Below are 14,153 nucleotides of genomic sequence, written 5' to 3'. Positions count from 1 at the left end.
ACTTATGCTGGAAAAAAAACAGACTTTTCAGAGATCTTTGGGTTTATTGGATGCTACCATGCTGGTTGTCGGTAGCATGATCGGTTCAGGAATTTTTATTGTGTCGGCAGATATTGCCAGAAATACGGGCTCAGTCGGATGGATGATGATCGTATGGCTGATCAGCGGATTTATGACACTTACGGCTGCATTGAGTTATGGAGAATTGAGTGCTATGTTTCCAAAAGCTGGTGGTCAATACGTTTATCTACGGGAGGCCTACGGCCCCCTGGTAAGTTTTGTTTTTGGATGGACATTTTTTGCGGTTATTCAAACTGCTACGATAGCTGCTGTGGGAGTAGCATTTGCCAAATTTACAGCTTATCTTTTCCCTTTTTTGGATGAGGATGTTTATCTGTTAAGATGGGAAAGCTACCATATTTCTGCAGCACAGGTGCTGGCAATTATGATGATTATTCTTTTAACTTTCATCAATGCTAGGGGAATAAATAGTGGTAAAAGCGTGCAGACGTCTGTTACATTGATCAAGATAGGAAGCTTGGTGATTCTGGTATTATTTGGTTATTTGGCCCTGAAGCATGAGGTATGGAACTTGAACTGGTACACGACGTCATTATGGTCTATGCGCCATCTCAATGCTGATGGAACTTTTTTGCCATACGATGGGGCTTCAGCTATGGGAGCTTTTTCAGCAGCTATGGTGGGCGCATTATTCAGCAGTGATTCATGGCATTCGTCCTCAGCAGTGGCAGGAGAGATTAAAAATCCACAGCGTAATATTGGATTGAGCCTGGCATTGGGCACATTATTGGTCACCGTAATTTATGTGTTGACCAATCTGATGTATACTGGGATATTACCTCTGCAAGATATGGTCAACGCACCTAAGGACAGGGTGGCAATGAGTGTGGCACAAGAGATTTTTGGAGCTTTTGGGGTCACAATTATTGCTGTCATGATCATGGTCAGTACTTTTGGATGTAACAATGGGATCATCCTGGCTGGAGCCAGAGTTTATTACTCCATGGGCAAAGACGGTTTGTTTTTTAAGCAGGCTGGCAAATTAAATTCGCGAGCCGTCCCTGCTTGGGCCCTTTGGATTCAGTGCCTAGCAGCTGGCATATGGTGTTTGAGCGGTAAATATGGCGATTTGCTTGACATGATTACCTGTGTTGTTGTTATTTTTTATGTCTTAGCGATAGCCGGTATTATCCGACTGCGGATTTCACGTCCACATTTGGAACGACCATATAAAGCATTTGGCTATCCCTTTCTGCCCATTCTTTACGTCATAATGGGGCTCGCTTTCATCGGCCTTATGGTTATTTTTAAGCCCAATTATACCTGGCCCGGTATCTTTATCGCATTTTTGGGCATCCCTATTTACTATTTAATACATGCTAAACGTCCAAAGAATGAAAATTTTTAGCACAATATTTTTCGTTATCCTCCATATGGGGGTACTTTTTGGTCAAGGAACTTTGGCTGATTATCAACGCGCAAAGAATTTAAAAGTACAGTTGAGGAATAAAATTGATCATTTGCCTGGTCAGTTTTATTGGAATGATACTGGCGATTTATTTTGGTATGACCTAAACACGTTAAAAGGAAAAGATTATATCCTTGTGAATCCAAAGTTAAAAACCAAGGAGCCATTGTTTGACAGTGAAAAAGTGCTGTCAATGATGGAGCATAAATTAGGGCAGAAGATCGACAATCGCCTCATTCCGAATGACCGGATAACACTGATTGATGAAGATCAAGTCTGCCTGGACTTAGAAGGCTATTGTTGGATCTGGAGCCGACGCTCTGGCCAATTGACACAGGGCAAGCCTAGTAAGCGTAAAGAGAAGAATACAAGTTATTGGGGACAGCAGGACCGTGATCATTCGTATAAAGAAGTAGAATCTCCGGATAAAGTATACGTTGCTTTTGTGAGAAATAATAATCTATTTTTAGCAAAAAAAGGACAGGTAAGTGCTGCAAGGCAGCTGACTTTTGATGGCAATGCTGAAAATTTCTATAGCAACGAGATCCAGTGGTCGCCGGATAGCAAAAAATTAGCTACAGTAAAGATCCAAAAAATAGGGGTAAGGCAGCTTACATTGATTGAATCCTCACCTCAGGACCAATTACAACCTAAGGTTCAAATGCGTGATTATGTTAAACCAGGGGATGCCCTTGCTCAAAAACTTCCGCTGTTATATGATATAGGAACTGATAAATTGTTTGTATTTGATGCCCAGATGATTGCCAATCAGTTTTATATTTCCGATCCAGTATGGCGAGAGGATAGCAGAGCGATTACCTTTGAATATAACAAAAGAGGGCATCAAATGTATGGAATTATGCAATTGGAGGCCAAGAATGGCTTATCCAGTCATTTGATTCATGAGCAAAGCAATACTTTTATTGATTATAGTGGCAAAAAATACCGTAAGGATATATCGGATGGAAAGGAAATCATATGGGCTTCTGAGCGAGATGGATGGAATCACTTATATCTCTATGACGGACTGACGGGAAAGGTGAAAAATCAGATAACGAAAGGAAATTGGGTTGTTCGTAAAGTGCAGTATGTCGATACTGCGAAACGGAAGATTATTTTCGAAGGCAGTGGTATGCACAGGGAAGAAGATCCTTATCTGATTCATTATTATTCCATTGGTTTTGACGGGAAAGATCTGAAAGAATTGACAAAAGAAAATGCTAATCACCAGGCATTTTTCAATAAAGATCATTCGCAATTTGTTGATCTGTATTCACGTGTGGACCAAGCGCCTATTGCGGTGCTACGTGATCAGCAGGGGAATGTTATTATGGAATTGGAAAAATCCAGCAGTAAAGCAATTGAAGCTGTGGGATGGAAGGCTCCAGAAGTTTTTAAAGCTAAAGGACGCGATGGTGTGACAGATATTTGGGGTGTTATCATACGTCCGACAAACTATAGTTCCGCCAAAACTTATCCTGTCATCGAATATATTTATGCTGGACCACACAGTTCTTTTGTCCCAAAATCTTTTTATAGTAATCCAAGTGGTATGTATGAACTTGCTGAATTGGGGTTTATTGTGGTGCAGATTGATGGGATGGGAACTTCGAACCGTTCGAAGGCATTTCATGATGTTTGCTGGAAAAACCTGAAGGATGCAGGGTTTCCGGACCGGATTGCATGGATGCAGGCTGCAGCAAAGAAATATAAGTCCATGGATCTGGGGAGAGTTGGGATTTATGGAACTTCGGCGGGTGGACAAAGTTCGACAGGAGCATTGTTATTCCATCCCGAATTTTATAAAGTAGGGGTCTCCTCCTGTGGCTGTCATGATAATAGAATGGATAAGATCTGGTGGAATGAGCAGTGGATGGGATGGCCGATAGGTCCTCAATACGCAGCTTCTTCGAACGTGGAAAATGCGGCTAAACTGGAGGGGAATTTATTGTTGATTGTTGGCGAGCTGGATGATAACGTTGATCCTTCGTCGACTTTTCAATTGGTAGATGCCCTGATAAAAGCCCAGAAAAATCATGATTTTATTATGGTTCCAGGAATGGGACATTCTTCAGGAGGAGATTACGGCGAAAGAAAAAGACGGGATTACTTTGTAAAACATTTGTTGGGTGTAGATCCTCCTGCTTGGAAGCTATATTAAATCATGAGGCAGAAATTGTGACGAGCTTATTGATGGTTATCTTACGAAGGTAAATGAAGGACAGCTTTGTTCTCATCTGTCAATAGGGCATATAAACCTTTATGGATTATAAACTCAAAAGCTCGGCCTAAAATGGCCGAGCTTTTGATGATTGGAGCATTTTATTCCACTAAAAGGCCTATATAGTAATTGAAGGTATCAACGTCGATGTTTTCTTTACTCAGTCCAGGGATTTTAATTTCTCTGAAATGTTGGTCCAGCGTAACGAGCTCTCTATTTTTTCCTTTTATACCAATATGAACAGGCATATGAAAACCCTTGACTTGGCTGATCCATCTTCCCATCATCTTACCTGCAGCATCTTGACGGATCTCCAGAGTTGGAATGGAAGGGTGCTGAACATATTGTTCAAAAACTTTTAAAAGATCAAGACCCGAATGTTGGTTTACATAGTTGACGATATCGTGGTAATCTACCTGTTGGTGGTAGAATTTATTATTTAAGCCCCGTAGTATGGAACGCCATTTTTCATCATTGTCAACCATGGTGCGTATCATGTTGAGCAGGACCCCACCTTTAGGATACATATCGCCCGAACCTTCTTTATTGACATGGTAGGGACCTTGAATTGGGGCGTCATTCTGGATGCCACTTCGAATACCATGCGCATAGGCCTGGCTGGCTTCTTTACCATAGAAATAATCTATAAACAGGCCTTCGGAATAATTGGTGAAGCTTTCATGTATCCACATGTCCGCAAGGTCTGCTGAGGTGATATTGTTGCCAAACCATTCATGACCAGACTCATGGACGACAATGAAGTCCCATTTTTGCCCCCAACCTGTCCCAGATGCATCGCGACCGCGATAACCATTTTGATAACGGTTGCCATAAGCAACAGCACTTTGGTGTTCCATGCCCGTATGAGAAGTTTCTACCAGCTTATAACCATCTTGGTAAAATGGATAGGGACCAAACCAATGTTCAAAGGCTTCCAGGGTCCGTCTTGCATTATTTTGTAGATGTTTCTTTTTGTCCGGCTGGTTATTTTCACGTAAGATATAGTAATCTATATCCAGTGGTCCCTTTTCACCGGTATATTTTTCTTTGAAATGAACATAATCACCAATATTGATGGCAACATTATAATTATTGATAGGATTGGCCACCTTCCAATGGTATTTGGTATAGCCATCTTTCATCTTCTCAACCTTAATTAGCCGGCCATTTGAGACATTCATCACCTCTTTCGGAACAGCAATAGAGATCAGCATACTATCGACTTCATCGTATTGATGATCTTTATTGGGCCACCAAACGCTGGCGCCCATGCCTTGACAGGCGGTTGCCACCCATGGTTTCCCGTTACTGTCCTTTTTCCAGTCAAATCCGCCATCCCAGGGAGCTCTCGCGGCTTCAGTTGGCTGTCCTTCATAATACACCGTAAATTCTCCTTGCGTTCCCTTGGTAATATTCTCCGGGAACGTTACAAATACCGCATTAAATTCCCTTGTAAAGGGAAGCTCTTTTCCTTTGTAAACGATCTTATTGACTTTTAGGTTTGCAAAAAGATCGAATTGAAGTCGTTTAAAATCTTCCGTGGCTTTAAAACGAAATAAGTTTGATCCAGAGATAAACTTGTTGTCAATATCGACTTTGACATCTAGATGATAGTACTGGATGTCATAGCAAGTTCTTAGTGGCGTAAGGTAACCCCGCAAGGAGTCTGCTCGCGTGAACTCTTTTTTTTCTTTCATCAATTGCGCTGAGGATTCATGCATACCTGCTGTTAGCAGGCAGCAGGTAACAAGCGCATATAATCGTGTTCTTTTCATCGGTATATTATTTCTTTTTAGATCCATGCTGTTTCTATCATAATTTATACACTACGGTCTGCTTAGCAGCCATAGATCCCTTTTAATAATTTTATCTAGCTCCCGGTGGACAATGTTGTTTTAAATAATTTGTAAACAATGTTCTTAGATGTTCATATGTACCCTTTCCTTCACTAATGGAATGACTACGATTGGGATAAGACATGAGCTGAAATTGAACATTATTTTTAATCAGTTCATCAATAAGCACTTCAGCATTTTGGTAATGGACATTATCATCGCCTGTACCATGAATATAAAGGAGATTACCTTTGATATCTTTGGCATACTTCAGTGGTGAACCATTTTTAAAGTCTTCTTCATTCTCTTGAGGTAGCCCCATATAACGTTCCTGATAAACATTATCATAGAGTAATTGATTGGCCACAGCAGCTATTGCAATACCTGTTTTATAAATTTGCGGGTATTGTCCCAATAAATTGAGTGTACTGGAACCACCGCCACTCCATCCCCATACTGCGATACGCGAGCTGTCAACGAAAGACCATTTCAGTATCTCTTCTGTTGCCAGAGCTTGATCTCGAATATTTAACTGGCCGATTTTACGATAGATGCTTTTACGCCATGTACTACCTTTTGGAGCTGGTGTTCCCCGATTGTCTAAAGAAATGTAGATATAACCGTCTTGTGCCATACTTCCTTTATAAAGCCGGTTATAGCCCGCTCCAAAATTGTCGATTACAGTTTGTGAAGCCGGTTCGCCATAGACCATAAAAACGACAGGATACTTTTTGTTGGGATTAAAATCAAGCGGCTTGACCATCCAGCCATCCAATTCGATACCATCGGCTGTTTTAACTTTAAAAAACTCGGCAATGCCCTCGTTGGCCTTTTTCTGACGATAGGATTCAAAATCCACCAACGGCCGATGTGTAGGAAGCTCAATGACCGAATTTTGTTTGAGTTCAGAACGATTGCTAAAATTAAAGATCGCGACTTTGCCATCTTTTGAAATATCATAGCTACAAGTCCCTTCGTAAGAGGTAGGTGTTAATCTCTTCGGGGTACCTCCTTTTGTAGATACACTATAAAGATATTTTTGGGTAGCATTGTTCGGTGAGGCAGAAAAATAAATCAGGTCACCTTTCGGTGCTAGAAAATCGAGACTAATAATATCATAATCCGCTTTGGTAATCAGCTTTTCATCGCCCGATAGGTCAATCTGATAGATCTTCCGCCAGCCGTCTTTTTCCGATACCCAGATAAATGCTTTGCCATCCTGAATCCAGTCCCACCCTGAAGGATCATTGTTGTTCCATCTTGCTTTAATATCAATCCATGAATCGCTTTGCTCGGTGTGAATATTTTTAGCTTCGTTGGAGGAAATAGAGACGGTATAAATCTTGCTTTCATTCTGTTTTCTGTTGAGCTGCTGTAAAATTACTTGTTTGCTGTCAAGACACCATTCCATACGGGGAATATAGTGTTGAAAAGGATCGCCAGGGATATTCATCCGCTCATTCTTTTTGCTTTTGAGCTGGTAAACCCAAATGGAACAGGAGCTTGGAGATTGACCAACCTTGGGGTACTCTACAGGTATAGTAAAGGAGTATAGGCTATCGGTATTATTGATCATGAGGAAATTACGGATATTACGAGCATCAAGCTTCCAGTAAGCAATGGATAGCCCATCAGGAGACCATCTAAACCCATCCTGGCAGCCAAATTCTTCTTCATATACCCAATCAAAAGTTCCATTAATCATCCGATCTGTACCATCTTTGGTTATAGCTGTTATGGCTCCTGTTAAAAGATCCTCCAGATAAATATTGTGATCGGTTTTGTTAACATAGGCCACTTTGTCTGCCTGAGGGTTGAATTTGGCAAACATGAGCTGTGATGGAGCGAACTTTTGGCCCAGCTGTTTAAGCTGATTGGATTTTTTATTATAGACCCAATAGTCTCCGCGTGTATTTTCCCGCCAAACTCGTTTACTATTGGTATAGATTAATACCAGGTCTTTATTTTTAGAAATAGAAAACCCATCGACCTTCAGGGCGGTTTGTGCACCTTGGGGGGTGAGGGACTGTTGTGATAAAAAAATGACCCGCTGGCCATTTTTTGGATTGACGATTTCTATTCCTTTATCTGTAAATTCAAAATATTGACCTCCTTCGTCTGTCCATAGCCGTTGTGCAACAAGTAAATTTGGCGTATAAAATACGAGTATAAGAAGAATGAGGATCGACTGTTTAATTCTGTTCATCTATTTATCTGTTTGAATGTATTGATCCGCAAAAGGAGTTTATTCACTTTTCGGGTTTATCATGAGTTTATTTAGTCAATTGGATTGTCTTTAAGCTGATAGATTTCCTGGATCTCACGTTCAAGGTATTTTCCGAGGCGACGATAGCCAGTATGCTCGATAAGATAATTGTCTTCAATACGAATTCCCCCAAAATCGAGGTGTTTATTTAAGAAATCATAATTGATAAATTCTTTGTGTAAATTTTGCTGTTCCCAAAGCTGCGTTAATTCCGGAATAATATAGATGCCGGGTTCAACGGTTAACACATTGCCCGCTTCCAATTGCTTACCTAGCCGGAGTGATTTGATGCCAAAAGTCTTCATGTCTTTTGGTTCAGTTTCGGTATAACCCACATATTGTTCACCAAGATCTTCCATATCATGCACGTCGAGGCCGAGCATATGACCGAGTCCGCATTGAAAGAACAGTGCATGCGCATGATTCATAACGGCATCTTGCGCATTTCCTTTCATAAAGCCTGTTTGTATAAGCCCTTCCACAAGTGCTTCACAAGCTTTTAAATGGATGTCTTTAAATCGAACCCCTGACATCAAGGATTGCTCTGCAGATTTAAATGCATGTAAGACGACTTGATAGAGTTCTTCTTGAAGAACTGTGAAGCGCTTAGCGACAGGAAAGGTACGTGTAAGATCCGAGGCATAGCCTAAGGATGTTTCGACTCCAGAATCATTTAAGAGAAGATCGCCGGCTTGAAGTTGATGAAATTGCATGTGGTTGTGCAGGATTTCACCGCGTTTAGTAACAATAGGAGGGTATGAAAAAGACATCCCTTGATCCTGTGCAAAATGCTGCATAGCATTACTGATCTGATATTCGTAACATCCCGGTGTTGTCATTTTGATTGCAAGGCGGTGCATATCTACAGCAACATCAATTGACTTTTCCAACTCGACGATTTCTTCAGGGGACTTGATGCTACGTTGGGCAACCACGGCCTGGATCAAAGGAACAGAAGGTCGAAGCTGATCAGCAGGGCACTGCATCAGCTTTTGGAGCAAAAGCTGATTATGAGGTTGATAAGGAGGTAGATAGTGAATATTCTCCTGTGTATTTTGGAGGAAGTCGAAGAGTTGATCAAAAGGGAGTAATTGATAAATACCAACATGTTCTGCTTTGTGTGCGAGGGTCTCTTGTTGACCCATCCAGATGATATCATCAATGGTCATTTCATCACCAAATAAGACCGTTTCACCATGATCAATATCCAATACAGCTGCCAGTTTAGGACTTTGAATCCCGATATAATATAAAAAGCTGCTATCTTGACGAAAGGGATAAGTATTGTGCTCAAAATTAATTGGGTTTTCAATATTGCCCAGTAAGAGAACCTTACCTGTAGTAAATTTTGATATTAATTGATTTCGGCGGGTGATATATATCTTTTTATTAAACATATCCTATAAAAATTAAAAGGAGTGACTAGTTCTAATGATGATAAAAGAATTACAGATTTATTTTTCCAATCCCTCTATCTATGAAGGATACTCGTGATGTAAGATCTTGCTACATGTGCTGACTAATATCGTAAAATTTACTTGTTTCGGAGTCGTCATTTGTAGAAAGCCCTTCATCATCGTTGATATTTTTGAATTGTTACATTGGTGTAATTTACCTTGATCTATACATAAAAATGGAATAATGATTGGATTTAATAAAGTTCATGGTTTCTTTTCAATAATAATTATCACAATTTATCAAAGTTTAATTGTATTTTAACCTTGTTTTTGTTGAAAAGTAAAATTTAAATTGTGATTTTGGTTGATATCTTTTGAGTGTGATTGATATTATTAAATATTGTCAGATTCTATACATATTTTGGTATTGTTTTTTTGTGTTTTATATTAAATGCGCGTAGTTGTTATATTTATGTTAACCAAATTGTAATAATTGGCTAACATAAACTTATGAAATGTTATGAAAACGCTCCAATTTAATGTACCTACGATGCAAGGACAAAGTTTAATGGTACAAGAGGATATCTTGGACACTTTCTATCCTCACCTTCATCGACATCAGGAAGCACAACTGATGTGGATAATAAAAGGTAGGGGCATATTGATTGTTGAGGATACTTTGCATCCATTTAAAGAGAATGATATCTTTTTCTTGGGAGCAAATCAACCACATGTATTCAAATCGGCATCTCAAGATGGTTTTTCAACTGAGTCACGATCTATTTCAATTTTCTTTGATCCCAATGGGAAGCTAAAGTATTTATTTTCATTGGAAGAGTTTGAATCATTAAATCAATTTATTTATAATAATTCTCGGGGTTTCAAGATTCCGGATAATTATTTTCCAGAAATTTCGGAAAGAGTAAAGCTATTGAAAGCTTCTGACCAGATGGACAAACTGATGCATTTTTTCTACCTGTTGAGATCTCTTGCGAATATTTCCAGAGAAACTGATGCACTGTGTCCTGAAAGTGGCGAAGTGATGCTGGATGTTATTCCTGGATCAAACCGTATAAACCTCATTTGTAACTATATTAAAGAACATTACAAAGATGACCTTACCTTGGAAGCTGTTGCTAATTATGCGAACCTTACACCCCAGGCGTTTTGTCGGTATTTCAAAAAACATTGTGGCGTTACTTTTGTGACCTATTTAAACCGGATAAGAATTAAGGAGGTCTGTCACCAATTGAATGAGGATTATTTAGATAGTGTTTCGTTCATTGCTTACAATTGTGGATTCAATAGTATTACCAATTTTAATCGAGTTTTTAAACAAATAATAGGTTGTAATCCAAAGGAATATATACAGCAATATAAACAGACACTATATTCTGTTATCTAGTCTTTTTATAGAAATATAAGTTGAGCGAAAACCGTTGAATACGGTGTATTAAAAGCATGCCGGGAATATACTAGATATATTCCCGTCATACTTTTATATGGGAGTAGGATGTTCATTATCAAATCAAGTATATTGATGTAATCAAAGTTGAACATGATTCTATGAAGTGGATCATTTTTGTTATTTAACATTTAGGGTTAATAATTGGGCAATACTTGTCAAAATTTGGTTAACAAGGGAAGGGAGGGATTGATAACTTAGTTGTTAGAAAAACACTATAAACTAACATTTCTGAAACTAAACTTATGAACAGAAAAAGTATTGCACTGCTAGCCGCGAGTGTACTAATAAGCTCGGCAGTATATGCACAAACAGTTTTGAAGGGAAAGGTAGTCGATCAAGACGGAAAGCCGATTCCCGGAGTCACAATTACCCTAAAAGATGGTACCGGTACACAGACCGGACAGAATGGTGAATTTACGATCAATTATAAACAAGCAGGGGCATTAAGTGTTTCGGCTGTTGGTTACAGTCGTAAGGAGGTCAATATAACCAATCAGACTACACTAGAAGTTACCTTGTTATCTGATGAGCGAAGCCTGGATGAAGTCGTTGTTTCGGCTATGGGGATAACCCGTTCCAAGAAATCCATGGGGGCGGCGATACAAGAAGTGAAAGCTAAGGAATTGACAGATGCAGGCCAGTTAAATCTTACAAGTTCTCTATCTGGCAAAGTGGCAGGCGTTCAGGTCAATCAATTTGGTGGAGCTGTTGGTGCATCATCAAGGATTTCTGTTCGTGGTAATACCTCCTTACTTTCTGATCAGCAACCACTCATAGTGATTGATGGGGTACCAATGTCAAATACAACACAGCGTACAGGGGATAATACATATAGTGGGGTGGATTATGGTTCAGGCTTAAATGATATCAACCCGGAAGACATTGAAAGTGTTACTCTTTTGAAGGGAGGTTCAGCTGCATTATATGGGATGCGCGCAGGTAAAGGAGTTCTTATGATTACTACTAAATCAGGAAAACGGGCAAAAGAAGGGGTAGTTTTATCATATGATGGGAACTTTACAGTAGATCAGGCAGCTACAATACCTAAGTATCAGAATTTATATGGACAAGGTAATAGAGGCGACGAATATCATTTTAATTTAAATGGCAAAGGTTTGACTTATCAACAATATGCACAACAGAAGTCATTTAGCTATGTAAATGGTGCCGGTAAAGGGGTAAATGATGGTTTTGATGAGTCTTGGGGGCCCCGCATGGATATAGGTTTGCTATTACCCCAATTTAATAGTCCAGTTGTTAAAAATGTGAGACAAGCAACCCCATGGATATCACATCCAGACAATGTAAAAGATTTCTTTCAGCTTGGATATTCCCAAAATCACAATATATCACTGTTAGCAAAAAATGATAGATCATCAACCCGTGCTTCATTATCTTTTCGAGATCAAAAGGGGACTGTGCCAAATACCGACCAAAAGAAGTACACTGCTCAATTAAACAATGAATATAAGATTAATGATAAATTTTCTTATGATATCATGTCCAGTTTTACGAGAACGGAAAGTGGCAATTTAATTATGCAGGGATATGACGGTGCCAATCCGATGAACGGGTTGATTTGGTTTGGTCGCCAGGTTGATATGAAAGATTTAAAGAAAAACTGGGATCAACGTGATGAGTTAGGGAATTACACTTTTTATAATTGGAACTCCAATTATCATATGAATCCATATTATTCAATGCATAATTCTTTAAATTCCTTGAAAACTAATCGGATTTTTGGTAAATCTTCATTATACTATCAACCTTATGAGTTTTTGAAATTTGAAGGACGCGTAGGATTGGATTATTACCATACAAATATTTTTGAACGAAATTATTATAATTATGATCATCCACTTGGAAGTTTCAATGAAATAAAAAGCAGTAATTCAGAGTTTAATGCTGATTTCTTAGCAAATTTCAATAAGAAATTCGGTGATTTTGATGTTTTAGGATTACTTGGTTTTAACTATAGAGATAATCAATATGAGTCTAATAGCTTGGGAGCAAGTGGTTTGACTGTCCCGGGAGTATACACGATAACAAATAAAATAGGAGATGCAGTAACGAATATGGATCATGCTCATAATCGTTCAAATTCTATCTATGGTCAAGCCTCTATTGGTTGGAAAGATCAATTATATTTAGATGCAACAGCGCGTAATGATTGGTCTTCCACATTGATCAAATCTTTCTTCTACCCCTCTGCAAGTTTGAGCTGGCTTCCAACCACGTCATTTGCTAATTTAAGAAGTGATGTATTATCTTTTTGGAAATTACGTCTAAATCTTGCTAAAGTAGGTAATGCTACCACACCTTATCGCAATGGTAATTACTATTATGCTCAACCAAATGCTTTTAATGGTATAGCCCAAATGTATAAGAGTATGACTTTTGCAATTGATAACTTAGAACCAGAGGCTATTTACTCTTGGGAAGTTGGTACTGAGGTGGGTTTTTTGAAAGATCGTATTCATGCTGATTTTACTTATTATCATAAAAATGCGAAAAAACAAATTCTGCCAGTAACAACATCCAATGTAGTGGGTTTCAGTAGTATGGTATTGAATGCGGGGAATATCGAAAGCAAAGGTGTTGAGTTACAATTGAGAGGAGACATCTTAAGAAATGATAATGGTTTAAATTGGACGACGACAGTAAATTTTTCCAGGGATAGGAATAAGATTTTGGAATTGTATCCTGAGTTAAATTTGACTACTTATCAAGTTGGCTGGACTTGGGGTATTGCCAATACTGCAACGGTAGGTGAAGCTTGGGGCGCACTAAAAAGTACGGGGTATGATCGTGTAGAGGATGGACCAATGAAAGGTGCCATTAAAGTTAATGAAAATGGTTTAGTAATGTCTAAGGCAAGCCAAATCATTGGTAATGTCACACCTGATTATCTGGCAAGTATGCGAAACGATTTCAAGTATAAAGATTTCAGTTTTGGTTTTATGCTTGATTTCCGAAAGGGGGGAGACATTTGGTCACAGACAATGAGTCATGCTTATACAACTGGGGTTGCAGAAATTACAGCTGCGAACGGTATTCGTGAAAGAGCCATAGTTGCTGGTAAGGATGTGATGGCTAATGAAAGGTTTGTTATGTCTGATGGTAATGGGGGATGGGTAACCAATACCATTGAAACCAATGCGCAGGATTGGTTTGAATCTGGCGGTGTCTCGGAAAGCTACGTCTTTGATGGTTCATTCCTCAAATTACGCGAAGCATATTTGACTTATACCATTCCGGCCCATATTTATAGTAGAATAAAGGGAATTAAACGGGCAAATGTATCCTTGATTGGATCTAATTTAGCATTGCTTTGGGTACATAAATCAAATACGATGCGTTTGGATCCGGAGACAAGCGGTGTTTCAAGTGATAGTCGTGGTGTAGGCTTTGAACAAGCAACGGTTCCTTCTTCTAGAAGTATTGGATTTAAATTAGGGTTTTCATTTTAACGAAATT

The 14,153-nt window shown here is 39.1% G+C and carries 7 protein-coding genes; 4 read left to right on the top strand and 3 right to left on the bottom strand.

What is annotated here, in order from left to right; all coding sequences use genetic code 11:
• Positions 1-4 precede the first annotated feature (4 nt).
• A complete protein-coding gene (locus tag HX021_RS07580) occupies positions 5-1,429 on the top strand; it encodes an APC family permease (RefSeq protein WP_286589546.1) in 1,425 nt (474 codons plus the stop codon).
• Complete coding sequence (locus HX021_RS07575; RefSeq protein WP_286589545.1) at positions 1,416-3,650, top strand: S9 family peptidase; 2,235 nt, start codon at positions 1,416-1,418, stop codon at positions 3,648-3,650. The genes HX021_RS07580 and HX021_RS07575 overlap by 14 nt, the downstream gene beginning before the upstream one ends.
• Before the next feature lie 161 nt (positions 3,651-3,811).
• Here the strand turns inward: HX021_RS07575 and HX021_RS07570 are convergent, their stop codons facing one another.
• The 3 genes from HX021_RS07570 to HX021_RS07560 all read right to left on the bottom strand — a co-directional run bounded on the left by HX021_RS07570 (position 3,812) and on the right by HX021_RS07560 (position 9,208).
• The gene (locus HX021_RS07570; protein WP_286589544.1) at positions 3,812-5,485 is read right to left on the bottom strand and encodes a M1 family metallopeptidase; all 1,674 of its coding nucleotides are present in this window, start codon (positions 5,483-5,485) and stop codon (positions 3,812-3,814) included.
• 91 nt (positions 5,486-5,576) lie between these two features.
• Entirely contained in the window at positions 5,577-7,751 is a 2,175-nt protein-coding gene (locus tag HX021_RS07565) for a S9 family peptidase (protein ID WP_286589543.1), read from the bottom strand.
• A 71-nt stretch (positions 7,752-7,822) separates the two neighbouring features.
• Entirely contained in the window at positions 7,823-9,208 is a 1,386-nt protein-coding gene (locus tag HX021_RS07560; protein WP_286589542.1) for an aminopeptidase P family protein, read from the bottom strand.
• Positions 9,209-9,728: 520 nt separating this feature from the next.
• Here HX021_RS07560 and HX021_RS07555 point away from each other — a divergent pair.
• Together HX021_RS07555 and HX021_RS07550 are read left to right on the top strand one after the other, a co-directional pair.
• On the top strand, positions 9,729-10,613 hold the full coding sequence (locus HX021_RS07555) for an AraC family transcriptional regulator (protein ID WP_286589541.1): 885 nt from the start codon (positions 9,729-9,731) through the stop codon (positions 10,611-10,613).
• A gap of 305 nt (positions 10,614-10,918) precedes the next feature.
• Complete coding sequence (locus tag HX021_RS07550) at positions 10,919-14,146, top strand: SusC/RagA family TonB-linked outer membrane protein (RefSeq protein ID WP_286589540.1); 3,228 nt, start codon at positions 10,919-10,921, stop codon at positions 14,144-14,146.
• Positions 14,147-14,153 lie beyond the last annotated feature (7 nt).

The organism is Sphingobacterium sp. N143 (assembly GCF_030325625.1).
GTDB lineage: Bacteria > Bacteroidota > Bacteroidia > Sphingobacteriales > Sphingobacteriaceae > Sphingobacterium.
The sequence above is the reverse complement of the archived record's forward strand: the minus strand, read 5'-3'. Positions and strand labels throughout refer to the sequence as shown.

Coding starts and splice junctions, on each gene's coding strand:
- HX021_RS07560 (WP_286589542.1), bottom strand. CDS start 9,208: ATGTTTAATAAAAAGATATATATCACCCGCCGAAATCAATTAATATCA.
- HX021_RS07550 (WP_286589540.1), top strand. CDS start 10,919: ATGAACAGAAAAAGTATTGCACTGCTAGCCGCGAGTGTACTAATAAGC.
- HX021_RS07570 (WP_286589544.1), bottom strand. CDS start 5,485: ATGAAAAGAACACGATTATATGCGCTTGTTACCTGCTGCCTGCTAACA.
- HX021_RS07565 (WP_286589543.1), bottom strand. CDS start 7,751: ATGAACAGAATTAAACAGTCGATCCTCATTCTTCTTATACTCGTATTT.
- HX021_RS07575 (WP_286589545.1), top strand. CDS start 1,416: ATGAAAATTTTTAGCACAATATTTTTCGTTATCCTCCATATGGGGGTA.
- HX021_RS07580 (WP_286589546.1), top strand. CDS start 5: ATGCTGGAAAAAAAACAGACTTTTCAGAGATCTTTGGGTTTATTGGAT.
- HX021_RS07555 (WP_286589541.1), top strand. CDS start 9,729: ATGAAAACGCTCCAATTTAATGTACCTACGATGCAAGGACAAAGTTTA.